Origin of the sequence: Hymenobacter sublimis (genome assembly GCF_023101345.1) — a bacterium.
GTDB lineage: Bacteria > Bacteroidota > Bacteroidia > Cytophagales > Hymenobacteraceae > Hymenobacter > Hymenobacter sublimis.
Genome location: NZ_CP095848.1, coordinates 1,021,311 through 1,046,920 on the forward strand (window position 1 = coordinate 1,021,311; position 25,610 = coordinate 1,046,920).

The following is a 25,610-nucleotide window of genomic DNA, read 5'->3' on the forward strand; positions in this document are numbered from 1 at the left end:
ATTACCTTCTCTTCAGTCTGCTGCCTTACTGATGATGCTTACAACTGCTACCATTCAGCTCCTACCCCTGACCACGGAGCACTACCCGGCCGTGAGTGCTATTTATGCCGAAGGCATAGCCACGGGTCAGGCAACCTTTGCCACCGACGTTCCAGCCTGGGCGGAGTGGGACGCCAGCCACCTACCGCATAGCCGGGTTGTAGCTCTGTCTGAAGCCGGGCAGGTAGCAGGCTGGGCGGCCCTGACGCCCGTTTCGGGCCGGTGCGTGTACCGCGGCGTGGCAGAAGTGAGCGTGTACGTTGGGGCCGCGCATCGGGGCCGGGGAGTAGGGCAGCGGCTGCTGGCGCAACTGGTAGCCGAATCGGAGCAGCACGGAATCTGGACCTTACAAGCCGGTATCATGCGCCTGAACGCGGCTAGCCTACGCCTGCACGAGCAGGCTGGGTTTCGGCTGGTGGGCGTGCGGGAACGGCTGGGCCAGTTGCAAGGTCAGTGGCACGACGTCTGTCTGCTGGAGCGCCGGAGCAGGGTAGTCGGGTAGCCGTTGGTTTTAGTCCATGGCGGGTAGCAGCAGAATCGGTAGCTGCCCGTGCAGTACCACTTGGGAGGTAACGCTACGGTTGAAAAGCTGCCCCAAAAAGCTGCGGCGGCGGGCAATAAGCACCAGCAGATCGGCCTTGGTTTCAGCGGCGGCCAGCAGAATGCCGGCTGCTATGCGGCGGTGCCGAATGCTATGGCACAGCACCCGGAAGGTAGTACCCTTGGTTAGGCCACTCGCAACAACGGCTTCAAAAGCTTGGGCACAACTGTCGCTGTTCTCGGGCTCCGCTACGTGCGTTACGGTGAGGTGGGGCTGTAATTGTTCCAACAGCACCTGCACGCCCGCCGACTGCACCTTCAACTCAATAGGGCTGTTGTCGGCGGCAATAGTTACGCAGTGCGGGGGCACGGGAGCCTGCGAGGCAATGGGCACCACCAGCAGGGGCGTGCGGGTAGCGCGCAGCAGCTTCAACGACGTGCTGCTGACCAGTTCATCCGGGGTAGTTTCGGTATCAGGCTTGCCCAAGATTACCAGGGCGGGCGCATGGTGGCGCACGGCGTCCGCTACGGCGCCCTCTACCCCGTCTACCGCCGATTCAACCGTGGCGCTTACCTTCAGCGGCTGCACCCGCTCCTGCAGGGCTGCCGCAATTTCGCCCTCGCTCATGTGGCGGATGGTGCCCGTGAAAGCATCCGGGTCAAGCAAAGTTTCGCGACGGATATGCAGGACAACTAGCGTGGCCTGGGCGGGCGCGGCCAAAGCCGCTGCGTAGCGCAGGGCATGGTCGGCGGCCGGCGTAAAATCGGTGAGGACGAGGAAAGAAGCTGCCATGGATGGAAGAAGGGTTGGGAGCGGAAAGCTACGCGTAAGAATTGTATACGCGAAATGCCCAACAGGTGGCAGGTGCTTGGCTTAAAAACTCCCTGCTTTTCACTCACCGCGGCCCAGTTCCTGACTAGCAGAATAGTTGCCCTCAAAGCCCCCAGCCATGTTTAGGCAGACGGCCTACTTCCTTATACATCCCAACGTGTCCTACTAGTGCTGGGTATTGGGCCGCCGCTTCGGGGTGGTTGCTACGCAGTGGGGGCTGGCTTACTAATGGGGTAAATGCTGCCGGACAAAATCGATGGCGAAGGCTTTGATCTGGTCGCGAGTATCTCGGAAAGCCGTTCGTATTTTGGCCTCCGAGCCAGTAGCGCGGGCGGGGTTAGGAAAGCTATGGTGCAGGCGGGTAGCGGTGGTAGCGCCCGGCAGCACGGAACAGGTTTCGCGGGCATGGTCGCACACACTCAGCACGAAGTTAAACGGGGTAGTAGCATACTCCATAGCCAGGGTGGAGGTATGGTAGCTACTATCGACCTCATCTTCGGCCATCATCTGCACCGCCTGTGGGTTGAGCCCGTGAGTTTATACCTCAGCCGAGATGGACACGGATGGCAACTCCTCGGCAGCGGGTATACCACGTATTACCATAAAAAAAACACGACCACTCTACGCCTTACTCCTTCAATTTCAGGAGAGTGTAGAGTGGTCGTGGTGGTTAGGTGCCTTCTGGCAAGCAGTTGGCTGCGCCGCTAGCTGATGTTCTAGCGGTTGTTATCGTCGATGGGGTTGTTGAAGCCGGGAATGTCCAGCTCGTCACGACGGGTCGTGTTATCGGCGTCGGGGCCAGCGTTGCCGGCGCCATCCAGCGGAATGCCAGTGGTTTCTTCTTCGAGGCGGGCGGAGGTATCCAGAGTGCCTTCTTCGTCGCGCTTGTAGCCGTACAGCTCCTCGCGGTGCTTGCGCTGTTCTTCCGTTAAGTTAGCGCCCGAGTTTGGGTCGAGGGCGGCGGCGGGGTCTTGATTTGGTTCAGTAGCCATGGAAAAGGGTAGGGAAATCAGCGCCTAGCACTGCGCTGCGGCCCGGCGCTGATGTTAATGAATGAGAAGGGCAAAACGCCAACTACTATTTGTCTTTGTCATCGCCGGCGAGAAGCTGGCCGTCCGTGCTGGCGCCGGGAATGCCGCGGCCACCATCGGGGCGCAGGGCGCTGAATTCATCGGGGTTGTCGTTGTTGCCCACGTTCGGGTTGTGAGGCTTTTCATCGTCGTCGCGGGCAGGGCCCTGGCTATGGTTGGCCGGCTCGTTGGTAGCCCAGTTGCGGGTACCGCCCCCATAGCGCGGATCGTCCTGAGCCCAGCCTTCGCGCTGCTCATCGTACTCGGCATCCGCTACCTGCCGCACCAAGGAGGGGTCAAGGTTCTGCGGGACACTGCCGCGCTGCTCTGGGAAAGCCACGGAAGGAGCCGCTTGGCCACCTTGGGTTACACTTTCACCCGAGTGGGTAGGGGTAGTAGTCCGGGCCTCGGTGGGCTGGTTAGGCTTGCCGAACTCTCCATACTGAGGCGTTCCGGTGGGCGAGTTAGCCGCAGTAGAGTTGGTATCGGGCGTAAAATCGGGGTTTTCTGGGGTATGTGCCATGGTGGGTAGAATAGGAAGAGAGAAACAGAAGAGAAAGCGCGGCCTACGTAGCCAGCGCTGCTTCTCATACGTAAATGCCTGACAAATGGCGGTACTGAACCATACCGTCGGGTCTTCCTTCTTTTTCTACACCTTCTGTCTATGGCTGCTTCCATCACTCACAACGCTCCCGATCAGGAATTTACAATTATTCAGGATGGCTACACGGCTGAGTTAGCCTACAGCCAGCCCCAGCAGGGCGTTATCGATTTCACGCACACGTTCGTGGAAGAGGGCCTCCGGGGTAAGGGAGTTGCTGAGGAACTGGCCCGCGCGGGCCTCACTTACGCCCGGGAGCAGCAGCTACGGGTGCGCACCAGCTGCGAGTTCATGCAGCATTTTGTGCAGCGCCACCCCGAGTACCAGGAGCTGCTGGCTCCGGCCGACTAACTGCGTGCTAACCCCTATAGCCTCTATCGCCTGCTGCTCGGGCCCGCATAACGAGCAAGTGAGGGCAAGTTTGAGGCAAATAGAAAAGGCCTTTTGGGGCCTTAGAAGTTAGTCGACGGGCAAAAAAGCTGATGGAACTAGGTGCAGCAGAAACGGTTGGGAATAAGATGGTTTTAATGTGGTGTTAATTTCTGGCACTGCCTTAACTCGTAACTTTCTCAGAGACAGTATAGTTTTTCCAGTTCCGTCCAACGCTAGTGCCTTGCCCCATGCTGACTTTTCATGTCCTGACCGATTTTTCGGCTACGGCGGCCAATGCCCTGCGTTACGCCGAGGTACTGGCTCGTCACCTGGGGGCGCACCTGCGGCTCTGGCACGTGCTGCCCGAAACAAATGGGGTGGAAGGCCGCTACTTCAGCGCGGCAGCAGGAGGCCTAACGGCTACCGAAAGCGCTCAGCAGCTGGCTGAGCTGGCCCGTAAAATCAGCAGGTCGGTGCCGTGCACGCACGAAGTCATTACCTCGGATGCCGCCGCGCGCCTAACGGCGGCCATGCGCAGTAGCGTGGGGCATATTATAGTGGTTGGAAACAGCAACCCGGCTAAGCGAATGACTACTGCCGCTACCAGTACAGCCCTATATGTAGTGCGGCAGGTAGCCCAGCCGCTGCTGGTGGTGCCTGCTACCTTTCGGGCCGGACCGGTGCCGCGCCGCATTGTGCTGGACACCGACCGGCGCGCTGTACGCCTACCCGCCACGGCAGAAACCATTCCGGCCCTACTGGCTCAACTGACGTATGCGCGCTTCCCTCTGACGCTAAGCCACCTGCCCAGCGACGTGGACCACCTGCTCATCCGAATCATTCCGGAGGTGGTGGGTATTCACGTGTACACCAGTGAGTTTTCGCCGAAAATGGCTGAAATAGCGGCCCAGTTGCACCAAACGGGCCTATTGCGCGGCGTAGCGCACACCGTAGCTACTGCCCGCCACCCCAGCATTGAGCAAGGCATCCGGCACGCGGCCGCCCGCTACCGCGCCGACATGCTTTCGTTTGTAACCCGCCAGCGCTCCTTTACCGGAACCCAGTTCTTGCAGAGCGTAACGGCTCGCCTGCTCGCTCACAGCCGCATTCCCGTCCTGACCATTGCCGAGGTGTAGCTTCTATTTCCCCCACTTTTATGGTATCTGGCTACGGCTGAGTGTTTCGTCCCCCGCATCTACTAAATACGGCCTGCACTGCCATGCGGGCCGTAGCGCTTACCAGGTAGCCAGGGGTTTCGTTGAGGAGTAAGCACGCAGCAAAAAGACCCGTAGCTCGGAGGCACCACCAGAGCAGCCGGTGTGCTGATGATAAAGCTACTACCTCAACAACACTGCGCCAGACGCTCCGACTGCGTTTTTGCGGAATGTTCAGGCTGACTTCTACAATACCTTCTGCTCCCTCATGTAGAAAAAAAGTCCGGCCCGCCCACCTTGGAAAACCAAGGAGAACGGGCCGGATCAGGGCGTTTGCTTCTGGATAGTTACCGCTGCACGGCTAGGCGGCCGGTGTACTGCACCCCATCTGCCGTTACGCGCACGGAGTAGAGGCCACTAGCCAAGGACTGGACATCAAGGGTTGCTGCCTCCGCGGCGCTCAGCAGTTGGGTGCGGACTAGTGCCTGCTGGCCCAGGGCGTTATAGAGGCTGATGGTGGCCTTATGGCGCCCCCGCAACTCCGGCAAACGCACCTGCACGCTGCCCCCGGCCGGGTTAGGGTACACCTCCATGCCTGCTGCCAGGGCGGCGGCCTTGGGGGTGCGGGTTATGGTAGCGCAGGTGCTGGTGTGGCTTCCTACGCCCGTGTATACATCCACGCCCTGGGCTTGCCAGCCGTCGGCGGCTAGGCTCCAGCGCGGTTGGCCCCGGCTTACGGTGGGCTTGCGTACCAGCGTGTTGTCCCGGGTTGAGCCGCCGCTGGGCACAGTCCAGCTGCCACCGGCGGGCACCTGCCCAATAACGCCAATGACATCCAACGTATCAGTGCCATTAAATAGCCCAATGGAGTGGGGGCCGTTGAAAAAGCCTACCCCAGATTGCAAGTCAGTTTGGGCTTGCACCAGGGTAGAGGTGACGCCAGTGTTGGCAATAACGTACACGTCGCCGGGGGCAATGGTGCCGCTAAGCAGGGCCGTTTGCGAAGGGGTAGTCGACCCGCTGGGGTAAAGGCGTACTTCGATATCGGCCAGACTAATAGGAGCCGGCGAGGGGTTATAGATTTCTAGCACCTTGGTGTTACCCGTTGCGCCTTCCACGTACTCCGAGAAAAACAAATCGGTGCAGGGCGAGCCGGCTGGGGCTTGGTCGTCGTTCTGAATGGTGAGCACGTGGGCGGCGGGCGTGCCCAAAATGGCGCCGCCGGTGGTGGGCACGCCCAGCACCAGCCGCACGGTTTCGTTGGGTTCCGGCTGGGTATCGGCGGGCACGGTGAGCGTCACGGTCTGCGTCTGGGATGCCTGCCCGGCCACAAAGGTCAGGGAGCTGGTTGACAAGGTGTAGTCGGCGGGCGAGGTGGCAGTAGTGCCGGTGGCGCTTACCGTTACGGGAATGGTTACGTTGGCGGAAGGGGCACTACCGCTCAGCGTCACATTCACGGAATAAGTGCTGGTGCCGGCATTACCTTCGGGTAGGCTGCCCGTGGCGGAGGCAAAGGCAATGGTTGGGGCCGGGCCGTCATCGTTCGTGATAGTCAGCTCGTGCGAGGCGGGGCCACCCACGGCCCCGCCGGTGGCAGGGTTGCGCAGGCTAAGTACTACCGTTTCATTGGCCTCCGGCTGGGCGTCACCCGTAACCGTGACGGTCACGGATTGCGAAGTCTGGCCGGCGGCAAAGGTTAAGGTTTGGGGTGAGGTAAAGGCGAAGTCCTGGCCCGCCGTGGCGGTAGAAGTGGCCGCGTCCAGGGCTACCTCCACGGTCAGGGGAGTAGTAGGGGCCGACGTGATGGTAACAGTAGTGGTATAGGTGGCTGTGGTGCCGCTGGCGCCCTCCGTTACGCTGCCGCTGGCCGTAGCAAAGGAAAACGTGGGCAGCGCCTGAAAGCCCCAGGCCCGAGCTACCAGGTCGGGGTAGGAAATGTAGGGGTTGAAGTTGCCCTGGCTTTTGGCCACGCGGCGGTTTCGTTCCCGCTCCCGGGCGTCTACGGGGTCAGCCAGGTGCCACTGGTACAAGGTGTTTAAATCAGCGGCGGCGGTAATTATGCCCTTGCCTGGGTCAAACTTCTCGTTCTGGTGCACCGTGTAGAAATAGAAAATAGACCGGGCCAGGTTGCCCTTGTGGTCCTCGCGGGGCTCAAACTGCGCGTCCGTATCTTCGCTGTATTCGTTGATGTTTGTTGTCGGAATAGTGGTCTGGCTCTGGTTATTGCGCATCCAGAGGCGGGTTTGCGCATCCGGAATTTCGGCAAACGGATCGGAGCCCCGGTTGCTGTTCCAGGTGTCATAGGTGGGAAACAGATGATGAATGTCGGAGCGCATGCGCACTGCCTCATCAAACCACGACTGCGGCACGGTATGCTCGCAGTTAATGCGCGACACCACGCCCGGGTTAGTGCTGCTTGAGTCCAGGGGCGTCAGTTCGGTGTACCCCGAGTACACGCATACTACCCGGCCGTTCTGGTTATCAATGTAGTTGTACATCTTGCCCCGAGCCGCGTTATAGCTGAGCTCAATGCGCCGGCCATCGTACCAGTTTTGGCGCAGCCAGTCTTTCAAATCTTGGCCTTGCAGGGCAGTGGGCGGCGCGGGTGGTAGCGTTTGGGCTACCACTGCGCCCAGGCTTAAGGAAAAGGCTAACAGCCAGGAGAACAGGTGTTTCATTCGCAAAAGGTGTGGAGGACGGGGGTGAAAACCAAAGGTCGCAAATATTGGCCGGACGGGCCGGGGGCGGGCTGCGGCCACCGGCTTTCGTAACAAATCCATAACACAACGGGCCGGCCAACCTGCTGCCCCTAGCACACAAAAAGGCCGACCCCGGAACGGAGTCGGCCTGAGAGGTAGCGCGCAGAGCGGCTGAACTTACTTGGTCGGCATCAGCACGGTATCAATTACGTGGGTCACGCCATTTTTCGATACCACGTTCGGAATGGTCACGTTAGCCATGCCGCCCTTAGTGTCATGCAGCATCACCGTGTCGCCCATGCGGTGTACCGTCAGGGTTTCGCCTTGCACGGTAGTCAGCGTCTGGCCATCCTTCAGGTCAGCGGCCATCAGGCGGCCGGGTACCACGTGGTAGGTCAGGATGGTGGTGAGCTTCTGCTTATTTTCGGGCATTACCAGCGTGTTCACGGTGCCCGCTGGCAGCTTGTCGAAGGCCGCGTTGGTAGGAGCGAATACGGTGTAGGGACCCGCGCCTTTCATGGTTTCCACCAGGCCGGCTGCCTTCACGGCCGCTACCAGCGTGGTGTGGTCAGTGGAGTTAACGGCGTTATCGACAATGTCCTTGTCCGGAGTCATCATGGCGCCGCCTACCATTACGCCGGCGCTGCTACCCCCACCCGACATTTTCATGTCTTTCATGTCCTTGCCTTTGCGGGGCTTGGTCGTGGCTTTCAGCTTGGCACCATCGGCCGACTCACCTTTCACTTTTACTTTACCGTCGTCATCCACCTTGGTTTTGGTGGTCATGCCGCCTTCGGTAGTCTTGGTTTTTTCGTCGTCCGACTTAGTTTTCATTTTGCCCTGGGCCACGGCCGAGCCAGTAGTGAAAACGAAGGCCAACGCCAGGGTAGAAAGCAGATGCTTGTTCATAATGCGAGAGATTGAGTGGGAATCAGGCGAGAGAAAAGGCTGCCAGATGGCGGCAAGCCCAAGTGCGGCTATATACGCAGGAGCTTGCCGTTAGGATTCCGACCCCACACCAGCAGGCAGCCGTTCCCCGCTCCGGCACTCCTAGCCTGGCTCGTTTCGAACCATTTCGCCGGTAGTCAGGGCCCTCATCTTCTCGTTTTGTAGGCGCAGGCGCTGGCAGAGTACGCGCAGGATGTTGTCCAGCACTTCGGCGCATTCCTCCATCACGTCGTAAAAATCCTCTTGATCCAGCCGAAACGCCACCACCGGGCCCTTGGTAACGGCCGTGGCGGAACGGGGCTCCGCATCGAGCAGGGCTAGCTCCCCGAAAAAGTCGCCCTCGTGGAAAGTAGCCAGTTGCTGCTCCCCCGTAAAAATCCCTACCTCTCCCGTGTAAATAATAAAGAGCGAAGTGCCCAGGTCGCCCTTCGCAAAAATGGTGTGCTGGTCAGGAAACTCTACTTCCTTCATAATAGGTACAATGCTGCTGAGCACATTCTCAGGCGTTTGAGCAAACAGAGTAGTGTGCTTGAGCAGCAGTACCCGCTCCACCGCCGAGATGCGCGGGGCCACGGCTGCCGGGCCGTCCGGGCTGTCCGTGGCGCACGGATAGAGGCGGCACCAGTGCTCATACACGGCCGGGTAGCGGGCGGGCAGCAACTCCAGCACGTCTTCGGCGCTTTCCCGCACCAGCAGGTTGGGAGCGTGCAGGTACGTGCGCAGGGTAGCCACAGTGGCGGGCGTGGGCTGCCACTGCCGCAGGGCCACGCTCACGGTCCAGGGCGCAAACGCATCCTCGCCCCGCTGCAGAATGAGGGTCAGAATAGACTCTGGCGGCACGGGGCCCAGCAGTTGGTCGAAGGTCTGCACCTTTTTGGTGAGTCGGCCTACGTCCACGAGGGCCTGCAAACCCTGGTAGAGGGGCCGCGGAATCAGGTTGTCGAGAATTTCCAGGGCATTGGCTTGGCGTTCCTGTCCGGCCCGGGCTATGCCGCGCTGAGCGTCGAGAATGGGTTGGCGGTCGTAGAGCTGGAGCAGCAGGCCAAACAGCCGCTGCTGCACCTTGGTTAGCTCGTACTTTAGGCAGGAGCGCAACTCCACGTTGGCTCCCAGCATGCCGTGCAGCAGCAGCTGCGCCAGCCGCATTTCCTTCTGCATCAGGTTCTGAAACAGCGGAGCTTCAGCCGCCACGGCCTCGTAGCGGCTAAGAGCATGCAGGGCGGCCGCCCGCCGGCTCAGGTTGGATTGTTGGGCCAGGGCTACCAGCACGCGGCGGCTGGCCGGCGTGCCCACGCGGGCACACACCATGGTTAGTCGGCGCAGCAAGGGGTAGTCGGTTTGGCGGTGCAGGGCCGTTTCCAGGGCCGGCAGCACGGCGGCGCCCATGCCAGCCAGAGCGCTGGCGGCTGGCTTGCGCACGGCCTTTTCTTCCAGCAAATCAATCAGCAGCTCAATGATGGGCGCCGTGGGCGTTTGGGCGGCGGCTTGCACGGCCGCCTTCACCAGGCTGGGCTCTAGGCTATGCAGGCAGGTGTGCAGCAAGGTGGTTTGCCGGGGCGGGGGCAGAAAGCGCAGCAAGGCCAGGGCCACCTGCCGCGGCTCCACGGCATTAGCGGCGGCCAACTCCTGCAGGCTGGCCTGGGCCGCCGGGTCGGTGGGCGTAGCCGTCAGGCACTGGGCCAGCGCGGCCTGGCGCTGCGCTAGCTCGGGGTGATGAAGGGCTGCGTCAGGTATAGGCCCGGTTTCGGGGGATGAAGCGGCTAAAGATGTATCCGGTGAGACAGGTGGGGTAGGGGCATCGGGGGCAGGGGTTTCTTCTAAGTGCAGGATGTCGGTGGTGTTCCAGGCTGGGTGGGGCTGGTCGGGGAAGCGGCGGCTGAGCACTGTTTTTAGCTCCTCCAGGTAGTAATGGTGGGTATGGCGCAGCAGCAGCACGACCCCCAGCAGCAGCAGAGCCATTCCAGCAAAGGCCAGCCCGGCGCCAGCCGTTGGCAGGGCCTGCGCTGCCAGCAGCAGCCCGCCCATCAGTCCCATGCCCAGAGGCTCGTAAAAACCCTTCACCAGAGTGTGGCCACGTAGGCGCTGGGGCGGAGAAAGGGGCTGAAATAGCACCAGAAATACGGGGTCGAAGACGGCCCGGCGCAGCACCTCCAGCCCCAGATACAGCCCGCAGAAGTATACCAGCTGGCCAGCCGGCCCAACCCCCAGCAGTTGCAGGCCCCCAAACAGCGCTACCCCAGCCAGGGCAAGGAGGGGTAGGAGCAACAGGGTTCGGGGCAGGCCTAGGTGGTCGAGGCCGTGGCGGGTGAGCAGGAGCTTGCCCAGCATCGCCAGCAGGTAGGCCAAGGCCAGCACCCCGCCCACGTACTGCAGAATGGTGGTCTGGTCTTGGAGCTTCTGCTTGACGTTGACAAAGAAAAAGTACTCGACCCCGGTGGCTACGGCGGCCACAGCCAGCATGCTCAGCCCCATGTACAGCACCAGCGGATTGCTGCCCAGCAGTCGGCGCAGCCAAGGCGAGGATACCGTCGGGCGCACCCGGGCTGGGGCCGGCCGCGCCTCCACCACGTGCGAGCGGAACGTGAGGTACTGGGTGTAAAGCGCCGCCACATACGCGCCGAAGGCCACAAACAACAGAAAAAACAAATCGGCGCGGGCGTGCACGAAGATGGCCAGCACGGCCCCGAGGGCCTTGGCGGGCATGTCGCCGGAGCTGATGACGCTGAACAGGCGCCGGCCCTGGCGTACATCAAACACCACCGCCGAAAGCCCCCAGAACTCCAGGTTGGTTAGTAGGTAAATGAGGCGGTAGCCCACCAGCAGAGCTACGGCTGCCACCACCGCGTGGCCGGCCGTAATCAGCAGGGCCAGCATACCGGTGAAGCCCACTACAACCAGCAGGGCCCGGGTAGCCAGCGTTTTTAGGGGCCAGCTGTGCTCAAAATGGGCGTATGCTTTGCCCAGGGCAATGGTAGCCAGGGCGCTCAACCCATAAGCCAGCGGGAGGCTGCGCTCGGGCTGGTGCTCGAGTAGCAATACGTTGGCTACCACGTACACCAGCACGGTACCGATGCCCAGCAGGAAGTTGTGCAGAAAGAACAGCCACACCGTACTCACCTCCCGCGTGCGGACGCCCAAAAAGTGCTGCCAGGTTTCCATTGCGGTGTGCGTGAAAAAGGGAAGAACAGAATTGAACTGGACTGAGTAGGCAAAGCCCGGCGGCGTCAGAAGGTCAGTGCAGGGGACGTTTTTTCACCAGCCCGCCCCGGGTGTCGCTCACGCACTGCATCACAATGAAGGCGTGCGGGTCAATCTTGCGGATTTCATCGGTGAGGTGAATCACTTCCAGCCGGGTCACGACGGTGAAGATGGCCTCAATGCGCATGTGCTGGTGGCCGTGGGAGCCGAAGCCGCGGGTGCATTCGTACACGGTGGCCCCGCGGCGCATTTTGTCGGTAATTAGCCGGCGGATAGCTTCGCTGTGGGTAGAAATAATGGTCAGACCGGTGTACTCTTCAATGCCGGCAATGACAAAATCCACGGTTTTGGCCGCCGAGATGTAGGCCAGGATGGAGTAGAGGGCCGTTTCCACGGACAGCAGCCAGGCCGCTACCCCAAAAATGATAATGTTGATTATCAGGATGATGTCGCCGATAGAGCCGGGCAGCTTCTTGCTGATGTACACGGCTAGAATCTCGGTGCCATCGAGCACACCGCCGCCGCGCATGGCCAGGCCCACGCCAGCTCCTAGAAAGAACCCCCCGAACACGGCTATCAGCAGCTTATCTTGGGTCAGGGACGGAAAAGACACCACCAGTAGCACGCCCGCCAGCGTGAGAATAGTAAGCAGGGTTTTGAGCGCGAATTTGGGTCCGATCTGGAAGTAGCCCAGAACGATGAAGGGAATATTGATCAGCACAATCAGGACGGACAAGGAAAGTCCTGTTACTTGGCTGATCAGCAAGGAAATACCCGTTACGCCACCATCGATGAAGCCGTTGGGTAGCAGGAAGGCTTTGAGCCCCAGCGCGGCGCAGAATACGCCCGTCACGAGCATAGCACCGTGTACCAGCAGGTGCCGCAGCCACTGAAAGGAAAGCCGGTAGAACAAGCTGTATTCAGGTTCGGCAGCCAGCGGGGGGGCGGCCGTGGCCGTGCGCACTTGCCGGGCCACCGGCCGGGTGCGGAAGCGCGAGGGAATAAGTTGCTCGATTAGCATCGTCAGACTACCAGCAGTCGTACGTGAGTGCCCTTGCGCGCGAGTACGCCTAAGGCACTCCAAAATCTTTTGCGGCTATTCTATGGCCTATCATAGCCTCGAAATAGCCTCCCACTTTGCTTGACCGCGCGTTGTTGACCCCGCACGGACTACACCCGAATAACGCCCAAAAAAGCGCGCTATTCGCTACCAACATCCTCTCCACAAACCGGACCTGAGCGGCTTATTCACACTGCAGTAACGCAGCATTTTACTTGACTTTCTGAGCAAAGTAAAAATAAAGATAAAATACGTTATATATAAGCTAATCCTACTTTTTCTCAGCCGCCCCATACGTTAGGGTACTGTGGGCAGGAATCCCCGTTTAGAGGCTTACTACTCAACAATCGTCCTGCGAAAGGGAACGAAGCATCTCCTTCAGCTGACGTTTTACTACTACTGGCTGCTTAGCCAAGCGAAATTCTTCGCGCTGCAGGAGGTTCGTGTTGCCTGCAACCCACGCACGTCCTACCTAGGTAACCCGACGCGAAACTCCGTGAACTCACCTTCTTCAGTGTCCAGGGTTAGCGTGCCGCCGTGGCCTTTCGTGACGATGTCGTAGCTCAAGGACAAGCCCAGGCCCGTGCCCTCGCCCGTGGGTTTGGTAGTGAAAAATGGCTGGAACACCTTCTGGCGAATGGCCGCTGGAATACCCGTCCCATTATCGCGCACGATGATGAGCACCTGCTGAGCCGTTAGTTTCGTGCTGACGGCTACGGCCGGCTGGTATGATGGCTCACTCAGCATCTGGCGCTGCTGCACGGCATAAAAGGCGTTGGTAAACAAATTCAGCAGCACCCGCCCGATTTCCTGAGGTACCACCCGCACTGGTTGCACCTCGGGGCTGAAGCGGGTAGTGAGCGTGGCCGTAAAGCTTTTATGGCGGGCCCGTACGCTCTGGTAGGCCAGCTGCAAGTATTCTTCGCAGAGGGCGTTCAGGTCGGTGGGTTGCCGCTCGCCGGTGCTGGCCCGGCTGTGTTCCAGCATGTTGCGCACAATGGCGGCGGCCCGCTGCCCGTGCTGCGTTATGCGAATCAGGTTTTGGCGCAGGTCCCGGGTTAGGTCGGTTTCCAGCGCGGAGCGGTCCGGAGCGCTGAGCTGCTCGGCTTCCAGCTCGCTGAGCAACTCGCCCGATACTTCAGCAAAATTGTTGACGAAGTTGAGCGGGTTCTGAATCTCGTGGGCGATGCCCGCGGTCAGCTCACCCAGGGAAGCCATTTTTTCGCGCTGCACCAGTTGGGTTTGGGTATTGCGCAGCTCCAGCAGGGTTTCCTCCAGATTATTGCGCTGAGCTACTACCTCGGCCGTACGCTGGGCCACCTGTTGCTCCAGAAGTTCATTTTGCTGGGCCAGTAGCAGCTGTTTTTCCTTTTCCTGGCGCAGCCGCCGGTGCTGCTCCCGAATCAAAATAACCACAATGCCCACCGCCAGTAGCAGCAGGATGGGGCCAATCAGCAGCAGTGGCAGAAGGTCTGGGGGCATGGGGTACTGCCAGCTTATTCAGAAATGGATACCGGTAGTGGTTACGGAGCAACGCAAGTCCGGTCGGGCTACGTAGCGCTCCAGCGCGACGGTTGGGGTAGGCGCAGCCCCACCAGCGGCCGGCCCAGCAGGCGGTAGCGCCGCGGGTGCCAGCGGCTGTAATGCAGCCAGTGGGGTAGGGCCCGCCGGGGCGACACGCTCAACGGAAAAAGTTGAAACATCCAGGCCAGTAGCCCCATTTGCACGGCCATCAATAGCATATCGGGCGCACTAAGCAGAGTGTCTAGTCGAATCAGGGTGGCTACGTCGTACCCCGCGTGATATATAATGTTGATAGCCACGTAGCTAACAATGGAGCTGGAGCAGTACACCAGCACCGCCGTGCTCAAGAAAAACTCAGGCTGCGTTTCCAGGGGGTGCTGCTGGGCGCCGCGCGTCAGGTACAGTACGTGCCAAATGGCCAAGGCCAGCAGCATAGCGCAGCCCCAGGCCTGGGAATACGTATTGACGTCCGTGAAAAGCCCGTTGAGCACCGCCGCATCCAGCAGGGCCACGACCAGAAACACCAGCAACCCGGCCTTTATAAACGGGTGGAAGCGCTCAGGCAGTAGCTGTCGGTAAGTCTGCAGCAGACAGCACACCAGCACCACCGTGCCCGCGTGATACAGGTACACGTTGTTGCGAAATACCAGCCGGCTAAACGTATCGAGAAAGTAAAACAGAGCCTTGATGCCCACGTAGTAGTACACCGGGCGAAAAGCGGCTGGCAAATGGTGGCGGCGAACCCAGGCGCATGCAAACGTAACCAAGGGTGCAGCCTCCAGCGCCCGGTTAAGTACCTGCAAGCTAGCGGAAGTGTCCATGCCTACAGCAGTGCGGCTTGCACGGTTATTTATGGTAGAATGGACTATCCGCGTCACAGTTCTCCGGGCATTTGTCGTCAGACCGGACTACCAGGTACGAAGTGCCCACAATGTTCCCCGTCTTGTCCGTTGAAACCAGGTCGCGGTGTATGTGGGCGGAGTCCTCTTTGGTGCCCACAATGATTAAGTACGGCGCATCATTCTTCTTGGCCTGCGCCAGATAAATGCGCACACCATCCGACCCGTCCTGATGAATGACTTCGTCCATTATCTCTCGGGAAACGAAATAGCCTTGTCCGTACCGATTCTTATCATGGTCAGCAAGGAAATAGCCCGTCAGTTTTTTAAATCCCCGTTGTTTCTTCGCGTCTCTTTCCCCAACGCCTTTCGGGAATTCCGGCTTTTTCTGGCTGGATTCGGGGCCCTGGAGCGCCACGGCTTGTTTTTGGGCTGTTTCCGACTCACTGGTGGCTGGCTTTTGTTCGCAGCTGCTTGCCCCAGCGCCCCCAGCCGTGATGAGTAACCCGTGTAAAAGAAAGCGCCAGGTTTTCATAAGCAGGAAGAGAAAGGGTCTAAGATACAAGGCCTAGTGAGACACGCTTCTACAAGTGTTCTGCTAAGGTTTGCTCGTTAAGATAACAAAAATTATTAGAATAATCCTTATAAACATACCGTCACTAGAAAACAGTTCTGAGGATTCTTTCCTGCCTGTACGTAGAGGCATAACTACTTCCGTGAATTTATAGGCAGGTGCAACGAGCTGACTACCAAGAACGCTTCAGCGGGCCGACCTGACCTAAGCCGCTACTTTGCTTTATCCGGGCTGAATGGCAGCAAAATGCGCCCGTATGATTTTCGTGACTTTGCCCATAGTGAGGGCTTTGGTCGGAAAGCCGGACACGGGCAGGGGTTGGGCGCGTTCCACGTTGCGCGGGTGCAGCAGGGTAGCAAGCGCAACTATCACCGCCGCTCGTAGCAAGCCCAGTTGAGCTAGTCCATCGGAAGTCAGCAATCTGCTCAACAAGTGTAGGCTACTGATTAGTTGCGGGGGCCGAAGTAGCGTGCAGGGCTTGGTAGAGCAAGGGAGCGGCTGCTTCGAGCGGGGGCAAGAGGGGAGGAACTTCCTGGCAGAGGTCCAGGTCATAATGGCACAAGGTACCGTAGATCTGGCCCTGCTTGTCGCAGATGAGTACGCCGCAGTAGAATACCACCAGCGTATTCACTTCCCAGGCCCTGAGGTTGAGCGGGGCGTTCCAGAGCTGCAGGGTGGCCTGCTGCCGGCCCACTAGGGAGCAAAACGCCTCATCCAGGGGTACGTCTGCTCCCTGCTGCACCTGAATGTTATAGCGGTCTACCAGCGCCACATTACGACTCAGGCCATCCTCGAAGCGGTAGATGCCCGTGTACCGGTGCGGTGTATATCGGTTCAGGTAGCACAAGGCGGCGTACACACCATCGTGGTGCAGCACATAACGAAAGGCCTCTAAGGTAGGAACTAGGGCAGGGGGTAGGTGTGCAGGGGAAGGCAGCGGCCAACGCCTCACCAGTGGTTTCAGTTCCTTCCGGAATGGGCCCGTCTTGTGCAGGTGGACGCGACTGGTACGGGCGGAAACGTGGTCAGTCCGGAGGCCCTGAGCGAGTAGTGCTACCGCCATTCCAGCTAATAACTCTTTTGGGTCCTACTAAGTTGATTACGCACCAGCTAGCTTGCCGCCAGGCAACCTTACGTGGCAGTTATACAGGGGAGCTGCCAGCAAGACTGCATACGTAATCTACAAACAAAAACACCCCGTAAGCCTATGGCTTACAGGGTGTTAGGAGGTATTTTGTGGTCGCGCTAGGAATCGAACCTAGATCAAGAGCTTCGGAGACTCCCATACTATCCGTTGTACTACGCGACCGGCTAGTGGGTGGCAAAACTAGAGAGAAAATATGGCGCTGCCAAACGGTAATTCGCATTTTCGGCAAAATCATATACTCTTGAGAAGTAACCTTCGGCGGCTCAGCACAGTTAACCTATCAAACCAACACACCCTGAACGTATCTTTTATGGCAAGCACTGAAAAAAAGACCCTATATACAGCCGATGCAACGGCCATTGGCGGCCGTAGTGGCCACGTTCGTTCCGCCACCGGCATCATCGACCTGGACATGTCGGTTCCCGAGGGTCTGGGGGGCAAGAAGGGCGCTACCAACCCCGAGGAGCTGTTCGCTGCGGGCTATTCTTCCTGCTTCCAGCAAGCGCTGCTCGTTATTGCCCAGCGCGGCGGCGACAAGCTTGATCCGCAAACCGAGGTGAAGTGCTCTGTATCGCTGTTCCAGGAAGGCGAAGGCTACGGCCTATCCGCTATACTGGACGTGGACCTGAAGTCCTTCGACCGGGAAAAAACCATTGACATGGTGCGCCAGGCTCATAAAATCTGCCCGTACTCGGTAGGTACCCGCGGTAATATTGAGGTAGAACTGCGCGTCCAAGGAGAGCAAATTCCGGTGCAGCCCGAGGAAAATATTGGCGTAGCAGAGAAAGGCGGAGTAGAAAGCACCCAGAACGCCTAGTCCTACGACGTTTGCTGCTCGCTGAGTAGGAATTGCATGCAAAAACAGTCTGCCCCACCAAGTCTTGACCAATAACGGCCGAGACTTGATGGGGCAGACTGTTTTTGGGAGAATTGTCAGTTAGCGCGTTTCTATTTCACTACCCGCGGCCAGCCAGTCGGTGCCGGTAGGAGGGGCGTAGAAGGTAGCCACGGAATTGGTGTAGCGGATGTTGTGAATGGCTTCCGTGCGCTGAAATACTACCGGCTTATGAGCCCCCAGGGGCACGAGCATTAGTCCCGTACGGCTTGATTTTACCCCGTAGCGGTTATCCATCACGGTATCAAAGTAAAATAGATACTGATTCACCCATTTGAAGTAAGACCTGGGCTTGGCATCCGTGGAGGTAAGAACCGTCAGGTTGGGGGCGTCCGTGAGCAGGGCCTGCTGTAGTTCCACGGCGTTGAGAGGCTTGTCGCCCAGCATGGGAATGATGTCGGCCTGGCTGTCCACCATTACCCATTTGCCCAGGTCGGGTAGCCAAGCCTCAGCCAAGGCGTGCCCAGCGGCCGAGGCCCGGGTTTGCACGTCGGCGGCCTTCAGGTAAAGGGGGCGGGCGGGAATGCCCACGGCGTTAAAGGCGGCGGCTAGCACCAAGCCAAACTCTACGCATTGCACTTGCTGGCCCAGCATGGCCGCTTTCAAAATGGCAAACGGGTCTTGCGACTCAAACCGCTTGTGGCCGTCATGCTCCAGGCGGAAATGCACCCACTGGCACAAGGCGCGGGCCCGGCCCAAATCGGTGGTTTCCTGCGCAATAACCTGATCCAAACCGTACATCTCCCGAAACCGGGTGAGGTAGTCCGACTTAGGCGAGCTGTATTGAAAAGGGTAAGCTACCGGATCCAGGGTAGTTAGGTAAGGCAAACCGGGGCCCGATTTTCCTGCCGTTTGAGCCCTTCCCATTGGGCTACCTAAGCTCAGAGCCAGCAAAAAAAGAGTAAACGTCTTACTGTGCATACGGTAAACCTGAGTGAGCTGCTGTAAACGAGAAAGGCTAACCGGAGGTTGGTACCCAACAGAAATGCCCACCCGAGTAAACAGGTGGGCATTGCAAAGTAATATAATTTCTGGTTTAAAGACTAGGAAATACCCTGCTCTGCCAGTACTTCTTTTACTTTCTGGGCAGCGTCTTTCAGCAGCACCGCCGAGTACACCTTCAGGCCGCTCTCGTCAATGATGCGGGCGCCTTCCTCGGCGTTGGTACCTTGCAAACGCACAATAATAGGCACGTTGATGGAACCGATGTTTTTGTAAGCTTCCACTACCCCGTTCGCAACCCGGTCGCAACGCACGATACCACCGAAGATGTTGATCAGGATGGCCTTTACATTCGGGTCCTTCAGGATGATACGGAAACCAGCTTCTACGGTCTGGGCGTTGGCTCCACCGCCTACGTCGAGGAAGTTAGCCGGCTCGCCACCCGACAGCTTGATGATGTCCATGGTAGCCATGGCCAGGCCCGCGCCGTTTACCATGCAGCCCACGTTGCCGTCGAGCTTCACGTAGTTTAGGTTTGAGGCCGAAGCTTCTACTTCCAGCGGGTCTTCCTCGTTGGTGTCGCGCAGCTCCACGAAGTCCTTGTGGCGGTAGAGAGCGTTTTCGTCGAGGGTTACTTTGGCGTCAACGGCCAGGATTTTGTTGTCCGAGGTTTTCAACACGGGGTTGATTTCGAACATGGCCGAGTCGGTTTCGTCGTAGGCCTTATACAGGGCCATTACGAACTTCACCATCTCCTTCTGAGCAGCACCTTCGAGGCCTAGGTTAAAGGCAATTTTAGCTGCCTGGAAGGGGCGCAGACCAACGCGGGGGTCTACGTGCTCCTTCAGAATCTTATCGGGGTGCGCCTCCGCTACTTCCTCGATGTCCATGCCACCCTCGGTGGTATAGATGATGACGTTCTTGCCGGTAGCGCGGTCCAGCAGCACGCTCATGTAAAATTCCTTGGTTTCCGACTCGCCGGGGTAGTACACATCCTGGGCAACCAGCACTTTGTGCACCTTACGGCCTTCAGCGCCGGTTTGCTTGGTAACGAGTTGCATGCCAATAATCTGACCGGCAATATCTTTTACCTGCTCCAAGTTTTTGGCGAGTTTCACCCCGCCCCCTTTGCCGCGGCCGCCGGCGTGAATCTGGGCTTTGATAACGTACCAGCTAGTGCCGGTTTCGGCGTTCAGCTTTTTGGCGGCTTCTACGGCCTCCTCAGCCGTATCGGCTACGATGCCTTCCTGCACGCGTACGCCGTAACGCTTCAGAATGTCTTTGCCCTGATACTCGTGAATGTTCATAGAGGTCAGTTAAGAGGGGTTTCGGGGTGGTTTACTAGGCGCGAAAGTAGGCAGAAATGAGTTGATAGTTTAGTTGTCGGTTGTTAGTTGTCGGTTGTTCACTTGTTCTGGCGTAAGAAACGGGGCGCACTGGCTGGCAGGAGCGGAACTGGCCCTACCGCTTGTGCGCTTCTTTCAGCTTGAGAAACAAGGAGCTGACACGTAGTAACTGAGAATTATCACCTGACAACTAACCGCTACCCCTCACTTCCCGAACCACGCTGTCATCACCTGCTCGGCGGGCTTGTGCTGGGGCGTGAAATCGAGGTAGCGCCGGGCCAAGCCTGCGGGTTGCAGCCCTGGGTACCACTTCCACACAAACAGGCCCTGAAACCACCGTCGGGGCCAAAAGGTCTCGAACATGGCAGCGTAGCAGGTGGCTTGGGTGGCTTCATCAGGGGTAGCAGCTACGGCCGTGCGGTTAGGCCAGGCCCAAGGCTCGATGGCCGCATCGGGCGTCGTCTTGTAGCCTATTTCTGTGAAAACAACCGGCTTTTTAACCCGCTTCTGAAGTGCTTCGATGCGTCGCAACGGCCCCTGCCACGCTTTGAGCAGGGCCGCTTTGGTAGGCCGCTCGGTAGTGCTCAGCGGGAAGTAGGCCTGAATACCGATGAAGTCTAGCGCATCCCAGAAGCCCACCTGCTCAAACTCGGCGTTCCAGTTCGCGGCGTAGGTGAGCTGACCGCGGTACACGGCTCGTATCTGGGCAATTAGGGCCCGCCACTCCGCCTCATGGCCTACGCTGTGCTGCAGCTCCGTGCCAATGCAAAGTGCTGCCATGCCGCTGCTTTCGGCCAGGCGGGCGTAATGCAGCATGAACACCGAGTAGCTGGCAAACCACCGCTGCCAATCGGCCTCCGAACTCATTTTGACGTCGCCGGGCCAGGTGCCGCTACCCCCGCGCAGCCACAGGTGGGGCTTCAGCAAGGTTCGGATGCCGCGCTGCCGGGCCCGCTGGCTGGTGAGCACCAAGCCCCGGTCACTTTCGCCCCAATACCCGCGGTGGCCTACGCCAGTATGCAGCTGAATAGTGGGGGTAGTAGCGCCAGCCTGCCAGCCAAAGGGCGTCTGGGCAATCCAGGTGACGCGGGCCCGCACCAGCGGCTCCAGATCCAGGGACGACACGGAGTCGCCGGCTACCCAGCTCACGCCCCGCAGGCGGTTATCGGCGGGGGGCGGGGTAGTGGGGCCAGCCACATGGGTGCTGGCGACAAACTGGGGCCGGGACCAGCGCCACCAAGCGGCCGTTGCAGCCACCACCGCTAGCAGCAGAAAAACCACGAGTCGCCAGCGGCGAATTGCAAAAGCGGGGGAGGGCATAGCAGGCAGCATCTGGCCGCTTAAGATAGGAGGTGAGAGCAGGAATTTGGTGTTGCCAAGGGGGAGGAACAAAGCCCGCGGATGAGCCAGGAGAGTTTCCGCGCCGAAGCACCCCCGCAAAGCGCTACATTCCGTAGATTTGTTTCCCGTACCCTCGGCTCACTTACATCTGGTTCCGTTTTGCTGCAAGCCATCAACGTCCGCAAAAAATACAACACACTGGAAGTCCTCAAAGGCATTGATCTGACGATTGAGAAATCGGAGATTGTGTCCATCGTTGGCTCGTCGGGGGCGGGAAAGAGTACCTTGCTGCACATCCTGGGAACCCTCGACAACCCTGATTCGGGGGAAGTGTTGTTTGACGGCGAGTCGGTTAGCTCCCTGGGTCGCTCTGATTTGGCCCGGTTCCGCAACCGCCACATCGGCTTCATCTTCCAGTTTCATAACCTACTACCCGAGTTTACGGCTCTCGAAAACGTGTGCCTGCCCGCCTATCTGGCCGGTCGCTCGGAGAAGGAAACCCGGGTGCGGGCCCGCGAATTGCTCGGGATGCTGAACCTGGAGCGCCGCGCCGACCACAAGCCCTCCGAAATGAGCGGGGGCGAGCAGCAGCGCACGGCCGTAGCCCGGGCCCTGATCAACTCGCCCGAAATCATCTTCGCCGACGAGCCCAGCGGCAACCTCGACTCGCAGAACGCCCAGGAGCTGCACCAGATTTTCTTTCTGCTGCGCAAGGAGCTGGGCCAGACCTTCGTCATTGTGACCCACAACGACCAGCTGGCCGAAATGGCGGACCGCAAGATTACCATGAAGGATGGCAACATCTGGGAAGGGTAGCAGAGGCCGTTGCTAGCACCTTGACGGGTGTCTACGAAGCGCTCCAGCCCTGTCATTCCGAGCGGCGCGAAGAGGAATCTAGGTCAAGCTGCTGGATGATTAACTTATATTCCTCTCTTCGTTGGAATGACAACTTCATGTTGTCAGCGTTTCAGCAGCTCTTAGCTAGACAGTGGATTCATAACTAATTGTCCAGTAGGAAACTACTTCGTGGCAGTGCCTGTTAAAAGCGTATCTGAAAGCAGATTTCGGATACGCTTTTTGCTTTCTTCTGGTAACGCGTCCGGTGTGCCCCGGACAGTTGGTAAACCCGCTACTTTGTTTCCGGAACAAAGGCAGCGGGTTGTTTTTTGCCTCATCAGGTAGCCGTGTTCATGTTGGGGTAGCCGGCTGATTAGCTAAAAACGGTGGTTGCCTAATGTGGTTGGAAATATTATTTGTAACATGCTGATATACAGCATGAAAAATTCTATAAAAACAGGCCGTTATGTGCACCTTTCGCGCGCCCGTATAGTTATATACTCGAACAACAATACGGTACTACAGAACACTAAAGGAAAGACGCCATGAGCGAAGCAATCAAGAACATCAAAGAGCCGGTTCGTAAGACTAAAGTTGAGAGCTTTGATATCTCACGCTCCGACGAGACGCTGCATCTGGCGACGGACCTAGCTAAATTTATCAAGGACAACAAGCTCAGCACCACGGTGCAGGGGAAGGAGTTCGTGAACGTGGAGGGTTGGCAGTACGCTGGCTCGCGCTTGGGTATTGTGCCCATCGTGGACCACGTCATTAACGTCTCGACCGAGCAGGAAATCAAATATCAGGCAAAGGTGACCCTCTTCGACATGAAGTCGGGGCACACGGTAGGCGCTGGCTTTGCTATCTGCTCGAATAAGGAGCAGGGCAAGAAGTTCTACCAGGAGTTTGCCATCATGAGCATGGCCCAGACTCGGGCCATTGGTAAGGCTTACCGAAATATTCTGGCCTGGATTATCCGTGCGGCTGGTTACGAGCCTACCCCTGCGGAGGAAATGGAGTACGGTGGTAACACGCCCGCTGCTCAGCCTGCCATGGTAGTAGCTCCCGCCACCACTCCGGTAGCCATTGCTGCTGAGGCCCCCGCTGCTATGAAGGCTGTGCCCGCTGAAGCGGCGGTAGTAACCGAAGCTGCCGCTCCGGCTACCACGTACGCTTCAGCTTCGCAGAAGGAGGAAATCATTCGTCTGCTGAACCACCCGGTTATTACTCGTCCGGAGAAGACCAAGATGTTGCTGAACATCAACCGTCTGGACGAGGAGCGTGCTACGCAGGCCATTGCCAAGCTCAAGAAGGCCATCGATGACCGTGAGAACGGCCAGACTTCGGCCGCCGCTTAAGTTCTCTCCCCACTCCATATATCGAAAGCCCGCTGCCATTTGGCAGCGGGCTTTTTTGTTGACTACTACTTTCTTCCGCTACCAACCAACACAACCGCCTGTCATCCTCAGCATTCCGCGCATCAGGATGACAGGCGTAGGGACGGAAGCTGGGAAAGCAGCCGTAGTGCGGCGGCTGGACAGCAACCCTTTTTCCTTTTCCCACTGGGCGGCGCTACCTTCGTAGTTCTGCCGAACACCCGCTTCCCTTGCTGCCTCCTACCGACGATATTCTGCACGTACTGCGCCACACCTGGGGGCATACGCAGTTTCGGCCCATGCAGGAAGACATCATCCGAGCGGTGCTGGCGGGACAGGATACGCTGGCGTTGCTGCCCACGGGTGGGGGCAAAAGCATCTGCTTTCAGGTGCCGGCCCTGGCCCGACCGGGGCTCTGCCTGGTGGTGTCGCCACTGATTGCCCTCATGAAGGACCAGGTGGAAAACCTACGCAAACGCGGCATCAAGGCCGAGGCCGTGTACGCGGGTATGAGCCACCAGGAAATCGACCAGACCCTGGACAATTGCGTGTACGGGCCAGTGAAATTCCTGTACGTCTCGCCGGAGCGGCTGCTAACCGATATGTTCCGGGCCAGGGTTCCGAAAATGAAGATTAACCTGCTGGCGGTGGATGAGGCGCATTGCCTTTCCCAGTGGGGCTACGATTTTCGCCCGCCCTACCTGCGTATTCAGGAATTGCGGGAACTGCTGCCGGGGGTGCCCTGCATAGCCCTCACGGCCACCGCCACCGAGCAGGTGCGCCAGGATATTGTGGAGAAGCTGGCATTCGGGGCCACGCACCAGGTGTTTCAGCAGAGCTTTGCCCGGCCTAATCTGTCGTACTCCGTGCTGAGCACCGAGGATAAGTTTAAGCGCCTAGTGGAGGTAGTGCGCGGGGTAGGCGCCCAGAAAACCAGCATTGTGTATGCCCGCACCCGCCGCCAAACGGAGGAGGCCGCTACCTACCTGCGGCAGCAGGGACTGGCCGCCGCGCCCTACCACGCCGGGCTGCCCAGCGAGCAGCGCACCCGCACCCAGCAAGACTGGATGCAGAACAAAACGCGCTGCATTGTGGCCACTAATGCCTTTGGCATGGGCATCGACAAGCCCGATGTGCGCTTGGTGGTGCACCTGGAGGCGCCCGATAATCTGGAGGCTTACTACCAGGAAGCCGGCCGGGCCGGTCGCGACGAGAAATACGCCTTTGCCGTGCTGCTGCAAGGGCCCAACGACGGCGAGGAGTTGCGCCGCCGCACCCAGCAGGCCTACCCCCCCTTGGATACTGTGCGGCGGGTGTACCAGGCCCTGGCCAACTTTTCTCGCACGGCTGTGGGCGGGGGCGAGTTGGTGGCCTTCGACTTCGATCTGCAGCAGTTCGCCGAAACCTACCGCATTAAAGCCCTGGATGCGCACAATAGCCTGCGCATTCTGGAGCGGGAAGGATTTGTGCAGCTAAATGAGGCCGTAAACAACCCGGCCCGTGTTCATATCCCCATCAACCACACCGACCTCTACCACTTTCAGGTAGCCAACCAGCAGCACGACCAGCTCATTAAGAGCCTGCTGCGCTTTAACGGGGGCGAGCTGTTTGCCGGCTTTCAGCGGATTTCGGAGAATAGCCTGGCTCAATACCTGCGCCTGAGCGTGGTGGATGTGCGCAAGATGTTGCTATTTCTGCACCGTTCGGGCATTATCCACTACCAGCCCAAGCACGAGTCGCCGCAGGCCCTGTTTACTACCGCCCGCTATGATGCCGATAAACTTCCACTGGATCAAAAACGGCTGAACGAAGCCCGGGAGCTGGCCCGCCATAAAACCGAGTCCGTCATTCGGTACGCCGCGGGGGGGCGCTGCCGCCAGCAACTGCTGCTGGAATACTTTGGGGAGCTGGACGCCCCGGCCTGCAAGGTCTGCGACTTCTGCCTGGCGAAGAAAAAGGCCCGGCAGGAAACACCAGCGGCCCCGGAACTGCGCGGGCACCTGGTGGCGCTGCTCAAGGCTACCCCCCAAACGCCCCGGGAAGTTCTGACGCACTTCGCCCCAGGCCAGGCCACTACCGTCACGAGTTTGCTGCGGGAACTGGTGGAGCTAGGGGAATTGACGTATGCCCCCGACGGCCGGCTAACCTAACCAGGGACGCTGAGGGGTAAAAAAACTGTCATCCTGAGCGGCGCAGGGCATTTCACTCGGGAGCGGTAGGAGTAACCGCCTCTCGGGAAAAGCTCCTACTGTTCCGCTCAGGATGACAGAAGGAAA

General features: G+C 59.0%; 23 protein-coding genes and 1 tRNA gene. 7 read left to right on the plus strand and 17 right to left on the minus strand.

Annotated elements, in window-relative coordinates; all coding sequences use genetic code 11:
• The first annotated feature begins 31 nt into the window (after nt 1–31).
• The gene (locus MWH26_RS04395; RefSeq protein WP_247976199.1) at nt 32–541 is read left to right on the plus strand and encodes a GNAT family N-acetyltransferase; all 510 of its coding nucleotides are present in this window, start codon (nt 32–34) and stop codon (nt 539–541) included.
• A 9-nt stretch (nt 542–550) separates the two neighbouring features.
• On the opposite strand, the gene MWH26_RS04400 is transcribed toward MWH26_RS04395, so the two are convergent.
• From MWH26_RS04400 to MWH26_RS04415, 4 genes are all read right to left on the minus strand, one after another.
• Nucleotides 551–1,372: a universal stress protein gene (locus MWH26_RS04400; protein WP_247976200.1), complete on the minus strand. Its 822-nt coding sequence runs from the start codon at nt 1,370–1,372 to the stop codon at nt 551–553.
• A gap of 264 nt (nt 1,373–1,636) precedes the next feature.
• Nucleotides 1,637–1,918 carry a low molecular weight phosphatase family protein gene (locus tag MWH26_RS04405; protein ID WP_247976201.1) on the minus strand — a complete coding sequence of 94 codons (282 nt, stop codon included), beginning with the start codon at nt 1,916–1,918 and terminating at the stop codon, nt 1,637–1,639.
• Nucleotides 1,919–2,127: 209 nt separating this feature from the next.
• Entirely contained in the window at nt 2,128–2,403 is a 276-nt protein-coding gene (locus MWH26_RS04410) for a hypothetical protein (protein ID WP_244695427.1), read from the minus strand.
• 85 nt (nt 2,404–2,488) lie between these two features.
• Nucleotides 2,489–3,004 (minus strand): hypothetical protein, encoded by a 516-nt coding sequence (locus MWH26_RS04415; RefSeq protein WP_247976202.1) that lies wholly within the window; start codon nt 3,002–3,004, stop codon nt 2,489–2,491.
• A gap of 141 nt (nt 3,005–3,145) precedes the next feature.
• Between MWH26_RS04415 and MWH26_RS04420 the strand changes: the two genes are divergently transcribed.
• Nucleotides 3,146–3,433, plus strand: a complete 288-nt coding sequence (locus MWH26_RS04420) for a GNAT family N-acetyltransferase (protein WP_247976203.1) — start codon at nt 3,146–3,148, stop codon at nt 3,431–3,433.
• Between the two features lie 269 nt (nt 3,434–3,702).
• A complete protein-coding gene (locus MWH26_RS04425; RefSeq protein ID WP_247976204.1) occupies nt 3,703–4,590 on the plus strand; it encodes a universal stress protein in 888 nt (295 codons plus the stop codon).
• A 365-nt stretch (nt 4,591–4,955) separates the two neighbouring features.
• Here the strand turns inward: MWH26_RS04425 and MWH26_RS04430 are convergent, their stop codons facing one another.
• The 10 genes from MWH26_RS04430 to MWH26_RS04475 all read right to left on the minus strand — a co-directional run bounded on the left by MWH26_RS04430 (nt 4,956) and on the right by MWH26_RS04475 (nt 16,759).
• Nucleotides 4,956–7,286 carry an endonuclease gene (locus tag MWH26_RS04430; RefSeq protein ID WP_247976205.1) on the minus strand — a complete coding sequence of 777 codons (2,331 nt, stop codon included), beginning with the start codon at nt 7,284–7,286 and terminating at the stop codon, nt 4,956–4,958.
• Between the two features lie 198 nt (nt 7,287–7,484).
• The gene (locus MWH26_RS04435; protein ID WP_375374045.1) at nt 7,485–7,985 is read right to left on the minus strand and encodes a fasciclin domain-containing protein; all 501 of its coding nucleotides are present in this window, start codon (nt 7,983–7,985) and stop codon (nt 7,485–7,487) included.
• Between the two features lie 372 nt (nt 7,986–8,357).
• On the minus strand, nt 8,358–11,414 hold the full coding sequence (locus tag MWH26_RS04440; RefSeq protein WP_247976206.1) for a cyclic nucleotide-binding domain-containing protein: 3,057 nt from the start codon (nt 11,412–11,414) through the stop codon (nt 8,358–8,360).
• A 73-nt stretch (nt 11,415–11,487) separates the two neighbouring features.
• On the minus strand, nt 11,488–12,474 hold the full coding sequence (locus MWH26_RS04445) for a YitT family protein (RefSeq protein ID WP_247976207.1): 987 nt from the start codon (nt 12,472–12,474) through the stop codon (nt 11,488–11,490).
• 507 nt (nt 12,475–12,981) lie between these two features.
• Nucleotides 12,982–13,995: a sensor histidine kinase gene (locus tag MWH26_RS04450; RefSeq protein WP_247976208.1), complete on the minus strand. Its 1,014-nt coding sequence runs from the start codon at nt 13,993–13,995 to the stop codon at nt 12,982–12,984.
• Nucleotides 13,996–14,063: 68 nt separating this feature from the next.
• A complete protein-coding gene (locus tag MWH26_RS04455; protein ID WP_247976209.1) occupies nt 14,064–14,858 on the minus strand; it encodes a hypothetical protein in 795 nt (264 codons plus the stop codon).
• Nucleotides 14,859–14,883: 25 nt separating this feature from the next.
• Complete coding sequence (locus MWH26_RS04460) at nt 14,884–15,411, minus strand: hypothetical protein (protein ID WP_247976210.1); 528 nt, start codon at nt 15,409–15,411, stop codon at nt 14,884–14,886.
• Nucleotides 15,412–15,672: 261 nt separating this feature from the next.
• The gene (locus MWH26_RS04465; RefSeq protein WP_247976211.1) at nt 15,673–15,879 is read right to left on the minus strand and encodes a hypothetical protein; all 207 of its coding nucleotides are present in this window, start codon (nt 15,877–15,879) and stop codon (nt 15,673–15,675) included.
• A 10-nt stretch (nt 15,880–15,889) separates the two neighbouring features.
• Entirely contained in the window at nt 15,890–16,327 is a 438-nt protein-coding gene (locus tag MWH26_RS04470; RefSeq protein WP_244695444.1) for a hypothetical protein, read from the minus strand.
• Nucleotides 16,328–16,687: 360 nt separating this feature from the next.
• A tRNA-Arg gene (locus MWH26_RS04475) sits at nt 16,688–16,759 on the minus strand.
• A 148-nt stretch (nt 16,760–16,907) separates the two neighbouring features.
• Here MWH26_RS04475 and MWH26_RS04480 point away from each other — a divergent pair.
• Nucleotides 16,908–17,414, plus strand: a complete 507-nt coding sequence (locus MWH26_RS04480) for an organic hydroperoxide resistance protein (protein ID WP_247976212.1) — start codon at nt 16,908–16,910, stop codon at nt 17,412–17,414.
• A 120-nt stretch (nt 17,415–17,534) separates the two neighbouring features.
• Here MWH26_RS04480 and MWH26_RS04485 read toward each other — a convergent pair whose 3' ends face one another.
• The 3 genes from MWH26_RS04485 to MWH26_RS04495 form a co-directional block, all read right to left on the minus strand.
• Complete coding sequence (locus MWH26_RS04485) at nt 17,535–18,320, minus strand: transglutaminase-like domain-containing protein (RefSeq protein WP_247976213.1); 786 nt, start codon at nt 18,318–18,320, stop codon at nt 17,535–17,537.
• Between the two features lie 215 nt (nt 18,321–18,535).
• A complete protein-coding gene (gene sucC / locus MWH26_RS04490; protein ID WP_247976214.1) occupies nt 18,536–19,741 on the minus strand; it encodes an ADP-forming succinate--CoA ligase subunit beta in 1,206 nt (401 codons plus the stop codon).
• A gap of 243 nt (nt 19,742–19,984) precedes the next feature.
• On the minus strand, nt 19,985–21,100 hold the full coding sequence (locus MWH26_RS04495; protein ID WP_247976215.1) for a glycoside hydrolase family 113: 1,116 nt from the start codon (nt 21,098–21,100) through the stop codon (nt 19,985–19,987).
• A gap of 180 nt (nt 21,101–21,280) precedes the next feature.
• On the opposite strand from MWH26_RS04495, the gene MWH26_RS04500 reads away from it, so the two are divergent.
• From MWH26_RS04500 to MWH26_RS04510, 3 genes are all read left to right on the plus strand, one after another.
• Nucleotides 21,281–21,937 (plus strand): ABC transporter ATP-binding protein, encoded by a 657-nt coding sequence (locus tag MWH26_RS04500; RefSeq protein ID WP_110979954.1) that lies wholly within the window; start codon nt 21,281–21,283, stop codon nt 21,935–21,937.
• 566 nt (nt 21,938–22,503) lie between these two features.
• Nucleotides 22,504–23,316 (plus strand): hypothetical protein, encoded by an 813-nt coding sequence (locus MWH26_RS04505; protein WP_247976216.1) that lies wholly within the window; start codon nt 22,504–22,506, stop codon nt 23,314–23,316.
• A gap of 248 nt (nt 23,317–23,564) precedes the next feature.
• Nucleotides 23,565–25,484, plus strand: a complete 1,920-nt coding sequence (locus MWH26_RS04510) for a RecQ family ATP-dependent DNA helicase (RefSeq protein WP_247976217.1) — start codon at nt 23,565–23,567, stop codon at nt 25,482–25,484.
• Nucleotides 25,485–25,610 lie beyond the last annotated feature (126 nt).

What these genes read in the sequence shown, in the direction of transcription:
- MWH26_RS04430 (WP_247976205.1), bottom strand. Translation starts at nt 7,286, where the DNA reads ATGAAACACCTGTTCTCCTGGCTGTTAGCCTTTTCCTTAAGCCTGGGC.
- MWH26_RS04425 (WP_247976204.1), top strand. Translation starts at nt 3,703, where the DNA reads ATGCTGACTTTTCATGTCCTGACCGATTTTTCGGCTACGGCGGCCAAT.
- MWH26_RS04420 (WP_247976203.1), top strand. Translation starts at nt 3,146, where the DNA reads ATGGCTGCTTCCATCACTCACAACGCTCCCGATCAGGAATTTACAATT.
- MWH26_RS04445 (WP_247976207.1), bottom strand. Translation starts at nt 12,474, where the DNA reads ATGCTAATCGAGCAACTTATTCCCTCGCGCTTCCGCACCCGGCCGGTG.
- MWH26_RS04395 (WP_247976199.1), top strand. Translation starts at nt 32, where the DNA reads ATGATGCTTACAACTGCTACCATTCAGCTCCTACCCCTGACCACGGAG.
- MWH26_RS04480 (WP_247976212.1), top strand. Translation starts at nt 16,908, where the DNA reads ATGGCAAGCACTGAAAAAAAGACCCTATATACAGCCGATGCAACGGCC.
- MWH26_RS04400 (WP_247976200.1), bottom strand. Translation starts at nt 1,372, where the DNA reads ATGGCAGCTTCTTTCCTCGTCCTCACCGATTTTACGCCGGCCGCCGAC.
- MWH26_RS04505 (WP_247976216.1), top strand. Translation starts at nt 22,504, where the DNA reads ATGAGCGAAGCAATCAAGAACATCAAAGAGCCGGTTCGTAAGACTAAA.
- MWH26_RS04415 (WP_247976202.1), bottom strand. Translation starts at nt 3,004, where the DNA reads ATGGCACATACCCCAGAAAACCCCGATTTTACGCCCGATACCAACTCT.
- MWH26_RS04450 (WP_247976208.1), bottom strand. Translation starts at nt 13,995, where the DNA reads ATGCCCCCAGACCTTCTGCCACTGCTGCTGATTGGCCCCATCCTGCTG.
- MWH26_RS04405 (WP_247976201.1), bottom strand. Translation starts at nt 1,918, where the DNA reads ATGATGGCCGAAGATGAGGTCGATAGTAGCTACCATACCTCCACCCTG.
- MWH26_RS04460 (WP_247976210.1), bottom strand. Translation starts at nt 15,411, where the DNA reads ATGAAAACCTGGCGCTTTCTTTTACACGGGTTACTCATCACGGCTGGG.
- sucC (WP_247976214.1), bottom strand. Translation starts at nt 19,741, where the DNA reads ATGAACATTCACGAGTATCAGGGCAAAGACATTCTGAAGCGTTACGGC.
- MWH26_RS04410 (WP_244695427.1), bottom strand. Translation starts at nt 2,403, where the DNA reads ATGGCTACTGAACCAAATCAAGACCCCGCCGCCGCCCTCGACCCAAAC.
- MWH26_RS04440 (WP_247976206.1), bottom strand. Translation starts at nt 11,414, where the DNA reads ATGGAAACCTGGCAGCACTTTTTGGGCGTCCGCACGCGGGAGGTGAGT.
- MWH26_RS04435 (WP_375374045.1), bottom strand. Translation starts at nt 7,985, where the DNA reads ATGAAAGACATGAAAATGTCGGGTGGGGGTAGCAGCGCCGGCGTAATG.
- MWH26_RS04455 (WP_247976209.1), bottom strand. Translation starts at nt 14,858, where the DNA reads ATGGACACTTCCGCTAGCTTGCAGGTACTTAACCGGGCGCTGGAGGCT.
- MWH26_RS04495 (WP_247976215.1), bottom strand. Translation starts at nt 21,100, where the DNA reads ATGCCCTCCCCCGCTTTTGCAATTCGCCGCTGGCGACTCGTGGTTTTT.